Origin of the sequence: Phytobacter sp. SCO41 (genome assembly GCF_003073275.1) — a bacterium.
In the GTDB taxonomy this organism is placed as follows: Bacteria; Pseudomonadota; Gammaproteobacteria; order Enterobacterales; family Enterobacteriaceae; genus Phytobacter; species Phytobacter diazotrophicus.
The window spans coordinates 797,299-813,829 of sequence record NZ_CP027225.1 but is presented as its reverse complement, the minus strand read 5'-3'; the positions used below and the strand labels follow the sequence as shown (position 1 = coordinate 813,829).

Sequence of the window (16,531 nt, the reverse complement as noted above, 5' to 3'; positions counted from 1 at the left end):
TTTTTCCTTGCGCTCACGCAGTAAAAAAGTTTCATCGCCGAATATTCATAAAATTTTATGCTTTATCAGAACAGGCACCGATGCATCGTCTGGCATTCATGGTAGTCTGGACATCCAGACGTATAAAAACAGGTTAGGCGAACATGACGGCGAAGCATATTGATACCGCTCTGGTGAACGCGGGGCGCAGCAAGAAATACACGCAGGGTTCGGTGAATAGTGTCATTCAACGGGCTTCCTCCCTGGTTTTCGACACTGTCGAAGCGAAAAAGCAGGCCACGCGTAATCGCGCAAAAGGCGAGCTTTTTTACGGGCGTCGCGGCACGCTGACCCATTTCTCGTTACAGGACGCCATGTGTGAGCTGGAAGGCGGCGCGGGATGTGCCCTTTTCCCGTGTGGCGCCGCGGCAGTGGCAAATACCATTCTGGCGTTTGTAGAACAGGGCGACCATATCCTGATGACCAATAGCGCCTATGAACCAAGCCAGGATTTTTGTACGAAGATCCTCACCAAGCTCGGCGTGACCACCAGTTGGTTTGACCCGATGATCGGCTCAAGCATTGTGCGTCTGATTCAGCCCAATACGAAAATCGTGTTCCTCGAATCCCCTGGCTCCATCACCATGGAAGTTCATGACGTACCGGCAATTGTGCAGGCGGTCCGAAGCGTTGCGCCAGAGGCGATCATTATGATCGACAATACCTGGGCGGCAGGCATTCTCTTTAAAGCCCTTGAATTCGATATCGATATTTCTATTCAGGCCGCCACCAAATACCTGATTGGCCACTCTGATGGGATGATCGGCACCGCGGTTTCCAACGCCCGTTGTTGGGATCAACTGCGTGAGAATGCCTATCTGATGGGGCAAATGGTCGATGCGGATACGGCGTATATGACCAGCCGTGGCCTGCGTACCCTTGGCGTACGTCTGCGTCAGCATCATGAAAGCAGTCTGAAAATCGCGAAGTGGCTGGCTTCACACCCGCAAGTCGCGCAGGTTAACCATCCGGCGCTGCCCGGGAGCAAAGGTCATGAGTTCTGGAAGCGCGATTTTAGCGGTAGCAGCGGCCTGTTTTCCTTCATTCTGAACAAGCGTCTTAACATTGAAGAGCTGGCGGCCTATCTCGATAATTTCTCATTGTTCAGCATGGCCTACTCCTGGGGTGGGTATGAATCATTAATTCTGGCAAATCAACCGGAACAGATCGCGGCTATTCGTCCTGATGGCGGCGTGGATTTTAGCGGTACTCTGATTCGTGTTCATATTGGTCTGGAAGATGTTGATGATTTAATTGAAGATTTGGCCGCAGGTTTCCAGCGTATCGTTTAAATTGTTAACTGCTGGTTGAAAATTCTGATTACGCTAGCAGAATACTCTGTATTAATTGCGTCTGGGATCAAGGTGTTTCGGGCGATAAGCAGGTACAATAGCCTTCTCTAAGCGGTACCACAGGAAAGTCCATGGCTGTAATTCAAGACATTATCGCTGCGCTCTGGCACCACGACTTTGCAGCGCTGGCGAACCCACATATTGTTGGCGTCGTCTATTTCGTGATGTTTGCCACACTCTTTTTAGAAAACGGATTGCTTCCGGCCTCGTTTTTACCTGGGGACAGTTTGCTTTTATTGGCTGGCGCACTGGTGGCGCGTGGTTGCATGGACTACCTGTCGACACTCCTGATCCTGACGTCTGCCGCTAGTCTGGGCTGCTGGTTAAGCTATCTGCAGGGACGTTGGCTGGGGAATACGCGAGTGGTGAAGAGCTGGCTGGCGCAGTTGCCGGAGAAATATCACCAGCGCGCAACCTGCATGTTTGACCGTCACGGTTTGCTGGCGCTGCTGGCCGGGCGTTTCCTGGCTTTCGTGCGTACTCTGTTGCCAACCATGGCCGGCATTTCAGGCTTGTCCAGCCGCCGCTTTCAGCTTTTCAACTGGCTCAGTGGCCTGCTGTGGGTCGGCATGATCACCACGCTGGGCTATGCCATTAGCATGATCCCCTTCGTTAAGCGCCATGAAGATCAGGTGATGACATTCCTGATGATTCTGCCGCTTTTCCTGCTGGTCGCCGGGCTGGTGGGTACGCTGGCCGTCGTGATTAAGAAAAAATACTGCAGCGCCTGATACCTTTCCTTTTTCCTTCTCTCAAAAGGAGAAGGAAAATCATCCTGCTTGCATCATGCGAATTCTCGCAGCATCTTCCCCCGGCGTGACGCCAAAATAGCGTTTAAACTCGCGGCTGAATTGCGACGGGCTCTCATACCCCACACGAATGGCCGCAGCACTGGCTTTCATACCATCATGGATCATCATCATTCGCGCTTTGTGCAGACGGTAGCTTTTAAGGTACTGCAACGGCGAGGTGCTGGTCACCGACTTAAAGTTATGGTGAAACGCAGAGACGCTCATATTGGCTTCCGCCGCCAGTTCGTCGACGCTCAGGTTTTCCGTGTATTGGCTCTCAATGCGTTTCAGCACCCGGCTGATTAAGCTGAAATGGGTCTGGCGGCTAACCAGCGCCAGCAGTGCGCCGCCACGCGGTCCAGTGAGCACGTGATAGAGCAGCTCGCGAATGATCTGTTTTCCCAGAATACGGGCATCCAGCGGGCGTTCCATCACGTCGAGTAAACGCTCCGCCGCACACAGGATCTCTTCGGACAGCGTGGCAGAGTTGATGCCGCTTGCCGCCATCGCAGGCTGGAAAGATTCATCTTCGCCAATATCCATCAGCAGTTCCTGTAGCTGCAGAATGTCGACGTTAAGGCGTAACCCCGCCAGCGGAACCTCCGGCGTTGCATAGGTCTCACACTCAAAGGGTAAGGGTACGGTAAGCAGTAAATATTCATTGGTATCATAGCGAAATACACGCTCGTTGATATAACCAATCTTATGGCCGGAGAAGAGAAAAACGATCCCCGGTTGATACATCACCGGCGTGCGGGTTCCCGGTTCAGTACCGTAAAGTAAACGGATATCCGGAAGCAGCGTACTGAGATAGTTTTCATTATTTTTCAGTAGTTTTACTTTATGCGTTAGCGCCTGGCAAATCTCGTCACGGTTCATAGCTCGCCGCTCCTTCACTGTTTTTCGACCGCTACAGTGTGCAATCTTTTGTGCGGTTTCTCCAGCAAGCTGGAGAAACAGGCAAGACATCGGCAGAAATGTGCATTGAGAGGTAAGCCCACCACGGCCACAATTATTGCCATCGGGCAGCATACTGCCTGCTCATCTATCACCCACATAAAGGGAACGAGCAATGAACAACTTTAATCTCCATACCCCTACCCGCATCCTGTTTGGTAAAGGCGCGATTGCCAATTTGCGTGAACAAATCCCGGCAGACGCTCGCGTCCTGATTACCTACGGTGGCGGTAGCGTGAAGAAAAACGGTGTGCTGGATCAGGTGTATAGCGCGCTGGAAGGTCTGGATGTGCGGGAATTCAGCGGTATCGAACCCAATCCGTCTTACGAAACTCTGATGAAAGCCGTCAAAATCGCGCAGGATGAAAAAATTACCTTCCTGCTGGCGGTCGGCGGCGGCTCAGTGCTGGATGGCACCAAATTCATCGCTGCAGCGGCGCATTACGCAGAAGGCGTAGATCCGTGGGAAATTCTGCAAACCTACGGCAGCAAAATCACCAGCGCAATCCCGATGGGTTCCGTGCTGACGCTGCCGGCAACCGGCTCCGAATCCAACAAAGGCGCGGTTATCTCCCGTAAAACCACTGGCGATAAACAAGCGTTTATGTCTGAACACGTTCAGCCGATTTTTGCCGTGCTGGATCCGGTTTACACCTACACTCTGCCACCGCGCCAGGTCGCTAACGGTGTTGTGGACGCCTTCGTGCATACCGTCGAGCAATATGTCACGTACCCGGTAAACGGCAAAATCCAGGATCGTTTCGCTGAAGGCATTCTGTTGACGCTGATTGAAGAAGGTCCGAAGGCGCTGAAAGAACCGGAAAACTATGATGTCCGCGCCAACGTCATGTGGGCGGCCACCCAGGCGCTAAACGGCCTGATTGGTGCGGGGGTGCCGCAAGACTGGGCGACCCATATGCTCGGCCATGAGCTGACGGCAATGCACGGTCTTGATCATGCCCAGACGCTGGCGATAGTGCTCCCTGCCCTGTGGAATGAGAAACGCGACACCAAGCGCGCCAAACTGCTGCAATATGCAGAACGTGTCTGGAATATCACGGAAGGTTCTGAAGACAGTCGTATCGATGCCGCTATCGAAGCAACCCGTGGTTTCTTTGAGCAGATGGGTGTGCCGACGCGTCTGTCCGGTTACGGTCTGGACGGCAGTTCTATCCCTGCATTGCTGGCAAAACTGGAAGAACATGGCATGACAAAACTCGGTGAACATCAGGATATTACTCTTGAAGTCAGCCGTCGCATTTACGAAGCGGCACGCTAAGCTTTTTACTCCGCTGCCTTTCGTTTTTGGACTTTTCGTCCAGACTTAATGCACACAACCTTACCGGGACTTGTCCCGGTAAGCTCATACAGGAGGAATGCATGACACATCCAACCGTGATTAAGCTTTCGGACGGCAACCTGATGCCGCAGCTGGGTCTTGGCGTGTGGAAAGCGGGCAATGAGGAAGTGGTTTCCGCCATTCACAAGGCGCTGGAAGTGGGCTATCGCTCTATTGATACCGCTGCCGCGTATAAAAATGAAGACGGCGTCGGCACGGCATTAAAAAGTGCAGGCGTTGCGCGTGAAGACCTGTTTATTACCACAAAACTGTGGAATGACGATCAGAAACGCCCACAGGAAGCATTGCAAGAAAGCCTCGATAAACTGCAGCTCGATTATGTTGATCTCTACCTGATGCACTGGCCGGTTCCGGCTATCGATCACTATGTTGAAGCCTGGAAAGGAATGATCAAACTCCAGGAACAGGGGCTGGTGAAGAGCATTGGGGTATGTAATTTCCAGATTCATCATCTGCAAAAGCTAATTGATGAGACGAACGTGACCCCGGTTATCAACCAGATTGAACTGCACCCTCTTTTGCAGCAGCGCCAGTTGCATGCCTGGAACGCCACGCACAAAATCCAGACCGAATCCTGGAGCCCTCTGGCACAGGGCGGCGAAGGGGTATTTGACCAGAAAATTATCCGCGAGCTGGCGGATAAATACGGCAAGACCCCCGCACAGATTGTGATTCGCTGGCATCTGGACTGCGGTCTGGTTGTGATCCCGAAATCCGTCACTCCGGCGCGCATTGCCGAAAACTTTGACGTCTGGGATTTCCGTCTCGATAAAGACGAGCTGGCCGAGATCGCTAAACTCGATCAGGGTAAACGTCTTGGCCCTGACCCGGATCAGTTCGGCGGCTAATGCCTTTTACTCTCCACCCGCCCGGCCTCCATGCCGGGCTTTTTTTTCTCTGAAATCAGAAACATCAAGAAACAATTTAACCCTATTCTTATTGTGTATTTGTTCACATTTGTAGCGCAGCATAATTTATGCTGAAACCACATAATCACTTGTAATGATTATTTATTCGCGATGTTTTATTTACACCATGAATAGGGATGACTTTATGGCCGAAAAAACCACGTCAGGAGTCCGATGGCTCCCTTTAATTATTATCGTTGCTATCGCCACCGGCCTCTGGCAAATAGCCCCTCCGGAAGGACTCAGCGCCCAGGCCTGGCATTCAGCTATTGTCTTTGTCGCAACCATTGCCTCGATCGTCGCGAAAGTGCTGCCTATTGGCGCTGTCGGCATCATCGGTATTACCGTGTTCGCCCTCACCTACGCTGCGGGTGATAAAACCGCTAATGGCGCTATCCTCACGGCATTAAGCGAGCTGAACAGTTCACTTATCTGGCTTATCGTCGTCGCCTTTATGATCGCTCGTGGTTTTATCAAAACCGGGCTTGGTCGACGCATCGCACTACAAATGATCCGCCTGCTCGGTAAGCGCACGCTTGGGCTGGCATATGGTCTGGCGTTTGCCGATCTGATCCTCTCCCCCGCCATGCCAAGTAATACCGCGCGTTGCGGTGGGGTCATCTACCCGATTGCCGACTCACTGGCCCGCAGCTTTGACTCTCGTCCGGAAGATGAATCGCGTAGCAAAATCGGTACCTTTCTTATTACCTGTATCGGCAACGTTAACGATGTCACCGCCGCGCTGTTTATGACCGGCTATACCGGTAACCTGCTGGCGGTGAAGCTGGCGGCAAACGCAGGCGTCACGCTGACCTGGGGCGGCTGGTTTATCGCCGCGCTGGCCCCCTGCGTTGTCTCCTTGCTTATCGTGCCGGTGCTGGTTTACTGGATAACGCGTCCCGAAATCAAACATACCCCGGACGCCCCCGTCCTGGCGCAGCGTGAGCTGGCATTGATGGGGAAAATGAGCCGCGGCGAATGGCTGATGCTCGGCACCGTCCTGCTTCTGCTAATACTGTGGATCTTCGGCGATGCGCTGGGGGTGGACCCGACAACCGCATCTTTTGTTGGCCTGTCGGTACTGTTACTTTCCGGAGTACTGAGCTGGGAAGATGTGAAAAGCGAGAAAGGGGCCTGGGATACGCTGATCTGGTTTGCGGCGCTGCTGATGATGGCGAACCAGTTGAAAAAACTGGGCTTCACCACCTGGTTTGGCGGCGTGATTGGTGAAAGCATCGGAAACGCAATGGGCGGCACCAGTTGGGTGATTGTACTGTTGCTGCTGAATGCCGCCTATTTCTATACCCACTACTTTTTCGCCAGCGGTAATGCGCAAATCGCCGCACTGTACGCCGTCTTCCTCGGCGTGGGTATTCACCTGAATATTCCCGCCGCGCCAATGGCGCTGATGCTGGCGTTTACCAGTAGCCTCTATTGCTCACTGACGCAGTACACCCACGCACGCGGTCCTATTCTGTTTGGCGCCGGTTACGTGCCAACAGGCACCTGGTGGCGAACAGGGTTCTTGATTAGCCTGTTCAATCAGGCTGTGTTTATGACCATCGGCCTTGTCTGGTGGAAAATGCTGGGGCTGTACTAATTAGTCCTTTTAGCCCGGCCTGAGTGCCGGGCTGATTTCCACCGACTCACTCAGCCGTGCGGGATGCCTGTATTTCTTTATACGGCACCCGCTGGCAGATATCCGGCGTTGTGCCCTCTTTATCCGTTGGCAGTTGCGTTTCAGGTAGCGTACACAGTACACCCACTTCCGATGGACCCGAGCCGTAAGGTCCACTCAACCCATATGAGAGCAACACATCGTATTGCTGCCCCTGCGCACTGATAAGCAAGCGGGAAAGGTTAATCTTGTCGATTGGCCCAACGGGTAAAAAGAACGACCATTCATGCTCGCCTGCAAAAGCGAAGAAGCCCTTGCTATCGGTTACGGTGCTGGCCCCTGGACGATAGCTTTTCAGCGTAATAGTGGCCGCAGGTATAGGTTTTCCGCTGCTATCCACCAGGCGGCCTTCCAGTGCGGGTTGAGACTGGGTGTATGCCACACACCCGCTTTGCAATAGCGCTAAAAGCGCGATACCCGGCCAGAATCGTGTTGCCATCACTCGCTCCTTGAATTCAGATAAACATCTCTTCGTATATGAAGACTTACGCCTGCACAAAGGCAATGCTACTCTGGGTACAGTGCCCCACAAGAAGAATCGACTATGCGAAAACTATTGGTATTGCTTTTTATTTGCAGCTTTTCCGCGTTTGGTGAATCTCCTCAGCGTAGCGTGGAATTGCTTTATCAGCACTATAAGGATAATCAAGCCGGGGTCATTTTTGATGCTTCCGGCAAGGATCAGGTGATTTCCAGCCGGCTCATGAAAGAGGTCGCAGAGGATCAGAGGCTGACGGCGGAGGGAGATGTAGGCTATTTGAATTACGATCCTATCTGCGGTTGCCAGGATTATGACAACCTGGTGCTGGAGCAGGTCGATATCGTGCCCCATGATAGTCAGCACGTTGACGCGGTGGTCCGCTTCCGCCCATTCAGCGATGGGCCGGAGACCGTTACACAGACGCTCTCTCTGGTGGATGAAAACGGCCGCTGGCTGATTGACGACATCGTCAATGAAACCCAGAGCTTATACCAGGGGATTAAAGAGTATAACCGCGAGCGACAGCAGGAAGCGCTGAGCGATAAAGCGGACGAAAAACATGTCACCAGCACACCTTCTTCCCAGCCTTCTCCCTAGCAGAGTGGCAGACACGTTGGCGCGTTCCCGGATGCGGCGCAAGCGCCTTATCCGGGCTACAGCCCCTCTCCCGAAGAGTAAGGGGTAGGTGAATCGTTAGCTCGCCTTACGCTTCACCGCTTTTTTTGCGTTATCGTTTTTCATTACGCCGCTTTTCACCGCGCCACTCTTCACAGCACCCGTTTTCACAGCATCACTTTTCACTGCGCCGTTTTTCGCAACGCCACGCTTTGCGGTTTCGCTGCGTGTGGAACCGTTCTGACGCTGATGAACAATCGGGGTGTGTTTGGTCAGCGCCGGACGGGTATTACGATTCTGGCGACGCGCTTCACGCATTTCATCCAGCGTCGGGGCCGGTACCAGACAATCGCGACGTGAACCAATCAGGTGCTTTTTACCCATCTCTTCCAGCGCCTGACGGATCATCGGCCAGTTCGCCGGATCGTGGTAACGCAGCAGCGCTTTATGCAGACGACGCTGTTTGTCGCCCTTCGGCACCACCACATCTTCACTCTTATAACCAATCTTACCGAGCGGGTTTTTCCCGGTGTAATACATGGTCGTTGAGTTAGCGAGCGGTGACGGATAGAAGTTCTGCACCTGGTCGAGGCGGAAACGGTGGCGCTTGAGCCACAGCGCCAGATTGACCATATCCTCATCGCGCGTACCAGGGTGAGCAGAGATAAAGTACGGGATCAAATACTGCTCTTTACCGGCCTGCTTCGAGAAGGTATCAAATAGCTCTTTGAAACGGTCATAGCTCCCCATGCCCGGTTTCATCATCTTCGACAGCGGCCCTTCTTCGGTATGTTCCGGGGCAATCTTCAGATAGCCACCCACGTGGTGCGTCGCCAGCTCTTTGATATAACGCGGATCTTCTACGGCGATGTCGTAACGTACCCCGGAGGCGATCAGGATCTTTTTGATGCCTTTCAGATCGCGTGCGCGGCGGTACAAATTGATCGTCGGCTCATGGTTGGTATCCATGTGCTGGCAAATATCCGGGTACACACAGGACAAACGGCGACAGGTTTGTTCCGCGCGCGGCGACTTACAGCGCAGCATGTACATGTTGGCCGTTGGGCCACCCAGATCGGAGATGACGCCGGTAAAACCCGGAACCGTGTCGCGAATTGCTTCGATCTCGTTAATGATCGAATCTTCCGAACGGCTCTGAATAATGCGCCCTTCGTGTTCGGTGATCGAACAGAAGGAGCAGCCACCAAAGCAGCCGCGCATAATATTGATGGAGAAACGGATCATTTCGTACGCCGGAATACGGCTGTTACCGTAGGCCGGATGCGGAACACGCTTGTACGGCAGGGCAAAAACACTGTCCATCTCTTCGGTAGAAAGCGGGATAGCCGGCGGGTTAATCCAGATGTAGCGATCGCCATGTTTTTGCATCAGTGCACGAGCACAGCCGGGGTTGGTTTCATGATGCAAAATACGCGAAGCGTGGGCATACAGCACTTTGTCGCTTTTGACCTTCTCAAAGGAGGGCAGCAGCACGTAGGTTTTTTCCCACGGTTTCGGACGCGGTGGCTGAACAACGACAGCTTTCGCTTCGGCTTTTTTCGGCTCGACAGGTTTGTTGTCCGCACACGGCAAATCTTCGCCGTAGGGATGCGGAATCGGGTCGATTTTACCCGGCATATCAATAATACGTGAATCCACGCCGCTCCAGCCCGGCAGCGCTTCTTTCACCATGATCGCGGTGTTACGGACATCGCGAATCTCTGAGATAGGCTCGCCCTGTGCCAGACGGTGCGCCACTTCCACCAGCGGACGTTCACCGTTACCGAACATCAGCATGTCGGCTTTGGAGTCCACCAGCACCGAACGGCGCACGGTATCGGACCAGTAATCGTAATGGGCGGTACGGCGCAGGCTCGCTTCAATGCCACCGAGGATCACCGGCACATCTCTCCAAGCCTCTTTGCAACGCTGGGTATACGCAAGCGTCGCGCGATCCGGACGTTTACCCGCCACGTTATCCGGGGTGTAGGCATCGTCATGGCGCAGCTTACGATCCGCCGTATAGCGGTTGATCATCGAGTCCATGTTGCCTGCGGTCACGCCGAAGAACAGGTTTGGTTTACCCAAACGCATAAAGTCGTCTTTGCTGTTCCAGTCCGGCTGGGCAATGATGCCAACGCGAAAGCCCTGGGCTTCGAGCATACGACCACAGATAGCCATACCGAAGCTCGGGTGATCGACATACGCATCGCCGGTAACCAGAATGATGTCGCAGCTATCCCAGCCGAGTTGATCCATTTCATCGCGGGACATAGGTAAAAACGGAGCCGGACCAAAGCAGGCCGCCCAGTACTGGGGCCATGAAAAAAGGTCACGATCCGGCTGGATCAGGGATATTGCGCTCATCTTGCTTCCAAAAAAGTGGCAAAAAAATAAACAAAGGGCGTGGATTATACGCTGGATCAATACATGAAATGAAGGAATATGTGTGGGGTTTTCGCCTCAGAACCCTAAGAGGATATAGCCCGGATAAGGCGTTTACGCCGTCATCCGGGAACGCCGTCGGGCGACAGAGTAGCATCCATATCGACTAGGCCGCCGGATTCACCAGCAACTGCCCGATCGAGCCGCGATCCGCCATCTCCAGGGTCTGACTGCCATACTGGAACGGGAAATGCGGCCATGACGGTTGCCCGTAATAGACCAGCAACTCCACCTGGCCATCAACCCACACGGTATCTTTCCAGCCACGATCTTCCGGGAACGGCATTGCGCCATTGACGTTACGCACCTGGAACTGTACGCCTTCCATATGGAATGATTGCGGCATGTCCGCACGCACTGTCCAGCGCTCCCAGGAGCCCTGCTGAGCGGTAATGTCGATACGTTGCGGATCCCACAGTTGCCCGTTGATCCCCGGATCGCTGCCCAGTGTAATATCGCGGCTGCGCACAGGCGTACCGGTCATGATGTCCGATGGCAAAAGCCGCATCGGTAAAGTATCGGTGACCAGTGGCAGCAGCCCGGTAGGCCGCAGCGTCAGTACCAGGGTGGAAATCAAAATACTGGAGGGCTCAAAAAAGCCGCGCAGACGATCCATAATGCCAGCCGCTTCACCGCAGGTGACAGAAACCTCATCACCGTTGGTCATATCAACCAGCACCTCACGACGTTCACCCGGCGCCAGCGCCAGTTGCTTGATCGACACAGGAACAGGCAAAAACCCCTGATCGCCGGAGATCACATGCAGGGGACGTCCGTCACTCATCTGCAACTGATAACGACGAGAATTTGAGGCATTGAGCAGACGTAAACGCACCCAACCGCGCGACACCTCGACAAACGGGCTTTGCGCACCGTTGACCATCAGGGTATCGCCGACAAAGCCGCCGCTGCCTGGCTCGCTGTATTCCGGCGTACCAAAATTATCCAGTCGTTTATCCTGGATAATAATCGGGAAATCATCCACACCGTAGTGGTTCGGAATGGGCAGCGATTTACTGACGTCATCTTCCACCAGCCACATTCCGGCGAGGCCATTATAAACCTGCTGTGCGGTACGGTTCGGCGTGTTGGCGTGATACCAGAGCGTGGCGGCACTTTGGCGAATCGGCAGCACTGGCGCCCAGTCATTATTCGCAGTCATCATCCGCGCGGCGCCGCCAATTAATGGCCCAGGCACTTGCAGCCCGCTCACCGTCATAGAGACATTTTCTGCCAGACGGTTGCTGTAAATCATTTTGACGTCATCACCGCTCCAGACCCGGATAGTCGGCCCAAGATAACGCCCGTTAACCCCCCAGACCTGCGCGCGCGTTCCGGTGGCAAATGACCAGTGCGTACGCTGAAGAGTCAGGAAAAGCGGCTGCCCGCGACGGGATTCAATTAACGGAGGTATCGGCAGCGGCGGTTGCTGCCCGGCGGCGTTCGCCCTCAGCGGTATCGCGCCTGCGCAGAATGCAGCCCCGGATACCTGAATAAATTGACGCCGACTGAGTGACATAGTTGCTCCGTGTAAAAACTGAATAAACCGCGCGGGAAATCATTTCCCGGCATCAATATAGCAAAAGGATTAGACCCTTCCTGTGGCCTCGCGCTCAGCCACTTCTTTGTCCAGCTCATCGATTTTCGTTTTCATCAGCTCATGGCAATGCGCGGCCAGTTCACGAATCTGATCTTTACCGTAACCAGTGGTATCGATGGGGGGCAGCATTTCGACAATCACCAACCCGTTTTTCAGGCGGTTAAGATTGATTTTATTCGACGTACCAGAGACACAAACCGGAATAATCGGCACGCCAGCGGCGATGGCTGCGTGGAACGCCCCTGTTTTGAACGGCAGCAACCCACGCCCACGGCTTCGGGTACCTTCCGGGAACATCCAGACAGAAATATTGCGCTTCTGAATATGTTTCACCACCTGTGCAATGGTGCCGTGCGCCTTTGCCCGGTTATTACGATCGATCAGCAGGTTGCCCGTTAACCAGTAAAGCAAACCAAAAAACGGCACCCACAGCAGACTCTTTTTGCCGACGGTGACGGTTGGCGGTTGAACGATGTTAGACGCGGTGACCATATCGTAGTTGTTCTGGTGATTCGCGATATAGATAGCCTTGCCATGCTGCTCGTAACCCTGCGGGAAACGCTTTTCGACCTTTAAACCAAATACCGGAGCCAGGCGGCCAAACATATGCCCGAAGGTAGCAACATGCTTCGGATTACGTGGGCTGAACAGGCAGTAAAGAGAACCAAAGACACACACCAGAATGGAATAAATAACAACGATGATGAAGCGAACAATAAATAGCATAGCTACCTCGAAAACCCATCCCTATGTGCATAAACACTAGCCTGCAACACTCAGGCCTGGTTAGATGCGGGGTCGTAAAAACGTATTGTTAATCGCAACTCTGGAATAAACAACGCTTTTACGGGAAAAATTAGTCATTCCCCCAACGATGTGTGGGGGATGAATGCAGAACAATTACTCTTCGCTGTTTCCGACGCTGGGGCGGGACGGTGAATCAATCTCAACGCGATCGATACGCTGCAAGCCGCGCATCAGCGTCCCGCGACGGCCACGTTCTCCCTGCACTTTCTGCAGTTCTTCCGGGCGCAGTTTGATTTTACGTTTACCCACATGAATCGTCAGCGTGCTCTGCGGCGGCAGCAGGTAGAGATGCGCCAGGCCGTCTTCGCCTTTGGCGGCTTCCGCCGACGGAATGCCGATTATCTTGTTGCCTTTGCCTTTTGACAACTGCGGCAGATCGCCCACCGGGAACATCAGCATGCGGCCTGCCGTGGTGATCGCGAGCAGCATATCCGCGTCGTTTTCAATTTCCAGCGGCGGCATCACACGGGCGTTATCCGGCAGACTGATCAGCGTCTTACCCGCACGGTTGCGCGCCACCAAATCGTTGAATGTGCAGACAAAACCGTAACCGGCATCGCTCGCCATCAGCAGTTTCTGGTCTTCGTTGGTCATGACCATATGCTCAACAACGGCACCCGGCGGCAGGGTCAGTTTACCGGTTAACGGCTCCCCTTGCCCACGCGCGGAAGGTAACGTGATCGGGTCAATGGCATAGCTGCGCCCGGTCGAGTCGATAAAGACCACCGGTTGATTGCTCTTGCCCTTCGCCGACGCTTTCCAGCTATCGCCCGCTTTGTAGCTTAAGCCCTGTGCATCAATGTCATGGCCTTTAGCGCTACGTACCCAGCCCATTTGCGACAGTACGATAGTCACTGGCTCAGACGGTTGCATATCGTGTTCGTTCATCGCTTTCGCTTCTTCGCGTTCATGCAGCGGTGAACGGCGGTCGTCGCCAAAGGCATCGGAATCCGCCTGCAGCTCTTTCTTGAGCAGATTATTCATCTTGCGCTCAGAGGCAAGGATAGCCTGCAGTTGATCGCGCTCTTTTGCCAGCTCGTCCTGCTCGCCGCGAATTTTCATCTCTTCGAGTTTGGCGAGGTGGCGTAATTTCAGTTCGAGAATGGCTTCGGCCTGGGTCTCGCTGATGCCAAACCGCGACATCAGAACCGGCTTCGGCTCATCTTCGGTGCGAATAATATGAATCACTTCGTCAATATTGAGGAATGCTACCAGCAGGCCTTCAAGTATATGCAGGCGCTTGAGTACTTTCTCCAGACGATAATTCAGGCGACGACGTACCGTATCGCGACGGAAAGTCAGCCATTCGGTGAGGATCTCCAGCAGGTTTTTCACCGCCGGACGTCCGTCCAGACCGATCATGTTGAGGTTAATACGGTAGCTTTTTTCCAGATCGGTGGTGGCGAACAGGTGGTTCATAACCTGCTCCATATCCACGCGGTTGGAGCGCGGCACAATCACCAGACGGGTCGGGTTTTCGTGGTCGGACTCATCGCGCAGGTCATCCACCATCGGCAGCTTTTTGTTGCGCATCTGGGCGGCAATCTGCTCCAGTACGCGCGCGCCGGAAACCTGGTGCGGCAACGCGGTAATCACCACGGCGCCGTCTTCTTTTTTCCACACCGCACGCATACGTACGGAGCCGCGACCGTTCTCGTAGATTTTACGGATTTCAGTTCGCGACGTGATGATTTCTGCTTCGGTCGGGTAATCCGGCCCCTGAACGATATCCAGAATCTGGTCGAGGGTGGTTTTCGGCTGTTCAATCAGGGTGATCGCCGCTTTTGCCACTTCACGCAGGTTATGCGGCGGGATATCGGTCGCCATCCCGACTGCAATCCCGGTGGTGCCGTTTAGCAGAATGTTCGGCAGGCGCGCCGGCAGCATCTTCGGCTCCTGCAGCGTACCATCAAAGTTTGGAACCCAATCCGCCGTCCCCTGCCCCAGTTCACCCAGCAGCACTTCCGCGTATTTGGACAAACGGGATTCGGTATAACGCATTGCGGCGAAGGATTTCGGGTCGTCCGGCGCCCCCCAGTTCCCTTGTCCGTCAACCAGCGGGTAACGATAGGAGAACGGCTGTGCCATTAAGACCATGGCTTCGTAACAGGCGCTGTCGCCGTGCGGGTGATATTTACCCAGTACGTCGCCCACGGTACGGGCGGATTTTTTGAATTTGGCGCTGGCGCTCAGCCCCAATTCAGACATAGCGTAAACAATGCGACGCTGAACAGGTTTCAGGCCATCACCGATAAACGGCAACGCACGGTCCATGATGACGTACATGGAATAGTTCAGATACGCGTTTTCCGTAAATTCATGTAGCGCAAGGCGCTCTGCCATATCGCTCATTAAGTGTGGTTCCTCAACATATGCGTCCGCCTTTTCGGCGGCAATATTGCCGCAGATACTACCCTATCTGTGACGTCAAGGCATAGTGATGCGCGTACAAAACCTATCGCGCCGGGGGACTTTCGCCTGTTCAGGCATCTGGCGGCCACCGAAGGCTGGTGGCCGCGTCAGGCTTACACGAGGGGAAGGTAAATATCGGTCTTGAGTTCGTGCTCAGGCACCTGATGCACAAAATTCAGATAGTGGAAAAAGACCGGAAAATCGCGCACGGTTTCGCCACTCTCCGGCAGCCAGTGCCGAAAGAGGTGATACACGCTCTCTCCCACGGAGTCGAGCGAGCCATGATGACGGATGACCGCGCAGCGCCCGCCGGGGATTTCGCCATTTTCGACGCCAAACGTATTTGCCGGTACTGCCTGCTCCACGGCCGCACAAATATCAAAGCGGAACGCGTCGGCAGGCACTGACTCGGGATCGTCCCATGCAATACCGTATGTCGGATAACGCTCAACCGGCGAAAGACCGCTACTTCGCCGCCACTCAATAAATGTCGCGGCGCTGGCATTCACCTGCGCCGGGTCGCCCCGGTGTTTTAGCATCGCCACTGGCGTGGTCGGAAACAGGACTATGTTGATCTCTTTCATCGTTCGCTCCTGAGAAACGTTTTTCGGTACGCGTCGGTGCCAGTTCACCCAGTCCGGTTCACGACGAAACTGACGGGGACTGGCGCCTAACGCCGTTTTGAAGGCGCGACTGAACGACTCCGGATTTTGAAAACCCGCATCCAGGGCGATATCGATAATTTTATCGTGCGGATTAAACGCCAGCCGCCATGAGGCGTGACGCAGCCGCAGCCACTGGATATAGCGATAAAGCGGCATTCCGCTCCAGGCTGTAAACATCCGGTGAAAGTGAAAAGGCGAGCAGTGCGCAATCGCACTCAATGCCTCCAGTAATAAGGGCTCATCCAGATGACGTTCAATGTAGTGACAAACCATTCTGAAACGTGCTGAATAAACCGCCTTACGCGTGTCATTCATCGCATCCTCCTGAGGCGCTACTTTGGCGGTTCGACGAAGGTTAATCCTGACCGATCTTGCGCAATACGCGCAGTCGTTTCAGTCCCACTCCGAAAGCGATTATTGC

The 16,531-nt window shown here is 54.1% G+C and carries 13 protein-coding genes; 6 read left to right on the top strand and 7 right to left on the bottom strand.

From position 1 onward, the window contains the following. Positions 1-143: 143 nt before the first annotated feature. Both metC and yghB read left to right on the top strand, forming a co-directional pair. Entirely contained in the window at positions 144-1,331 is a 1,188-nt protein-coding gene (gene metC, locus C5523_RS04015; protein ID WP_108700630.1) for a cystathionine beta-lyase, read from the top strand. Positions 1,332-1,462: 131 nt separating this feature from the next. Beyond that, positions 1,463-2,122 (top strand): DedA family general envelope maintenance protein YghB, encoded by a 660-nt coding sequence (gene yghB, locus C5523_RS04010; RefSeq protein WP_039078078.1) that lies wholly within the window; start codon positions 1,463-1,465, stop codon positions 2,120-2,122. A 39-nt stretch (positions 2,123-2,161) separates the two neighbouring features. Here the strand turns inward: yghB and C5523_RS04005 are convergent, their stop codons facing one another. Continuing rightward, entirely contained in the window at positions 2,162-3,061 is a 900-nt protein-coding gene (locus C5523_RS04005; RefSeq protein WP_108700629.1) for an AraC family transcriptional regulator, read from the bottom strand. A gap of 193 nt (positions 3,062-3,254) precedes the next feature. On the opposite strand from C5523_RS04005, the gene yqhD reads away from it, so the two are divergent. From yqhD to C5523_RS03990, 3 genes are all read left to right on the top strand, one after another. After that, positions 3,255-4,418, top strand: coding sequence for an alcohol dehydrogenase (gene yqhD, locus C5523_RS04000; RefSeq protein WP_108700628.1), 1,164 nt, complete (start codon positions 3,255-3,257; stop codon positions 4,416-4,418). Positions 4,419-4,519: 101 nt separating this feature from the next. Next, the gene (dkgA, locus tag C5523_RS03995; protein WP_039078081.1) at positions 4,520-5,347 is read left to right on the top strand and encodes a 2,5-didehydrogluconate reductase DkgA; all 828 of its coding nucleotides are present in this window, start codon (positions 4,520-4,522) and stop codon (positions 5,345-5,347) included. Between the two features lie 205 nt (positions 5,348-5,552). Further along, the gene (locus tag C5523_RS03990) at positions 5,553-7,007 is read left to right on the top strand and encodes a DASS family sodium-coupled anion symporter (protein WP_039078082.1); all 1,455 of its coding nucleotides are present in this window, start codon (positions 5,553-5,555) and stop codon (positions 7,005-7,007) included. Between the two features lie 46 nt (positions 7,008-7,053). Here C5523_RS03990 and C5523_RS03985 read toward each other — a convergent pair whose 3' ends face one another. After that, a complete protein-coding gene (locus C5523_RS03985) occupies positions 7,054-7,524 on the bottom strand; it encodes a carboxypeptidase-like regulatory domain-containing protein (protein ID WP_079497101.1) in 471 nt (156 codons plus the stop codon). A gap of 105 nt (positions 7,525-7,629) precedes the next feature. Between C5523_RS03985 and C5523_RS03980 the strand changes: the two genes are divergently transcribed. After that, positions 7,630-8,163 (top strand): DUF3828 domain-containing protein, encoded by a 534-nt coding sequence (locus tag C5523_RS03980; RefSeq protein ID WP_079497100.1) that lies wholly within the window; start codon positions 7,630-7,632, stop codon positions 8,161-8,163. 96 nt (positions 8,164-8,259) lie between these two features. On the opposite strand, the gene C5523_RS03975 is transcribed toward C5523_RS03980, so the two are convergent. From C5523_RS03975 to C5523_RS03955, 5 genes are all read right to left on the bottom strand, one after another. Then, positions 8,260-10,548 carry a YgiQ family radical SAM protein gene (locus tag C5523_RS03975; RefSeq protein ID WP_169038818.1) on the bottom strand — a complete coding sequence of 763 codons (2,289 nt, stop codon included), beginning with the start codon at positions 10,546-10,548 and terminating at the stop codon, positions 8,260-8,262. 184 nt (positions 10,549-10,732) lie between these two features. Next, entirely contained in the window at positions 10,733-12,145 is a 1,413-nt protein-coding gene (gene ftsP / locus C5523_RS03970; RefSeq protein WP_039078083.1) for a cell division protein FtsP, read from the bottom strand. Positions 12,146-12,214: 69 nt separating this feature from the next. Then, positions 12,215-12,952, bottom strand: coding sequence for a 1-acylglycerol-3-phosphate O-acyltransferase (locus C5523_RS03965; RefSeq protein WP_039078084.1), 738 nt, complete (start codon positions 12,950-12,952; stop codon positions 12,215-12,217). Between the two features lie 174 nt (positions 12,953-13,126). Then, complete coding sequence (gene parC / locus C5523_RS03960; RefSeq protein WP_039078085.1) at positions 13,127-15,385, bottom strand: DNA topoisomerase IV subunit A; 2,259 nt, start codon at positions 15,383-15,385, stop codon at positions 13,127-13,129. Positions 15,386-15,558: 173 nt separating this feature from the next. Continuing rightward, a complete protein-coding gene (locus tag C5523_RS03955) occupies positions 15,559-16,425 on the bottom strand; it encodes a GyrI-like domain-containing protein (protein ID WP_071194544.1) in 867 nt (288 codons plus the stop codon). Positions 16,426-16,531 lie beyond the last annotated feature (106 nt).

Excerpts from the sequence above, each read along its gene's own strand:
- metC (WP_108700630.1), top strand. The coding sequence starts at position 144 with ATGACGGCGAAGCATATTGATACCGCTCTGGTGAACGCGGGGCGCAGC.
- yghB (WP_039078078.1), top strand. The coding sequence starts at position 1,463 with ATGGCTGTAATTCAAGACATTATCGCTGCGCTCTGGCACCACGACTTT.
- C5523_RS04005 (WP_108700629.1), bottom strand. The coding sequence starts at position 3,061 with ATGAACCGTGACGAGATTTGCCAGGCGCTAACGCATAAAGTAAAACTA.
- yqhD (WP_108700628.1), top strand. The coding sequence starts at position 3,255 with ATGAACAACTTTAATCTCCATACCCCTACCCGCATCCTGTTTGGTAAA.
- dkgA (WP_039078081.1), top strand. The coding sequence starts at position 4,520 with ATGACACATCCAACCGTGATTAAGCTTTCGGACGGCAACCTGATGCCG.
- C5523_RS03990 (WP_039078082.1), top strand. The coding sequence starts at position 5,553 with ATGGCCGAAAAAACCACGTCAGGAGTCCGATGGCTCCCTTTAATTATT.
- C5523_RS03985 (WP_079497101.1), bottom strand. The coding sequence starts at position 7,524 with ATGGCAACACGATTCTGGCCGGGTATCGCGCTTTTAGCGCTATTGCAA.
- C5523_RS03980 (WP_079497100.1), top strand. The coding sequence starts at position 7,630 with ATGCGAAAACTATTGGTATTGCTTTTTATTTGCAGCTTTTCCGCGTTT.
- C5523_RS03975 (WP_169038818.1), bottom strand. The coding sequence starts at position 10,548 with ATGAGCGCAATATCCCTGATCCAGCCGGATCGTGACCTTTTTTCATGG.
- ftsP (WP_039078083.1), bottom strand. The coding sequence starts at position 12,145 with ATGTCACTCAGTCGGCGTCAATTTATTCAGGTATCCGGGGCTGCATTC.
- C5523_RS03965 (WP_039078084.1), bottom strand. The coding sequence starts at position 12,952 with ATGCTATTTATTGTTCGCTTCATCATCGTTGTTATTTATTCCATTCTG.
- parC (WP_039078085.1), bottom strand. The coding sequence starts at position 15,385 with ATGAGCGATATGGCAGAGCGCCTTGCGCTACATGAATTTACGGAAAAC.
- C5523_RS03955 (WP_071194544.1), bottom strand. The coding sequence starts at position 16,425 with ATGAATGACACGCGTAAGGCGGTTTATTCAGCACGTTTCAGAATGGTT.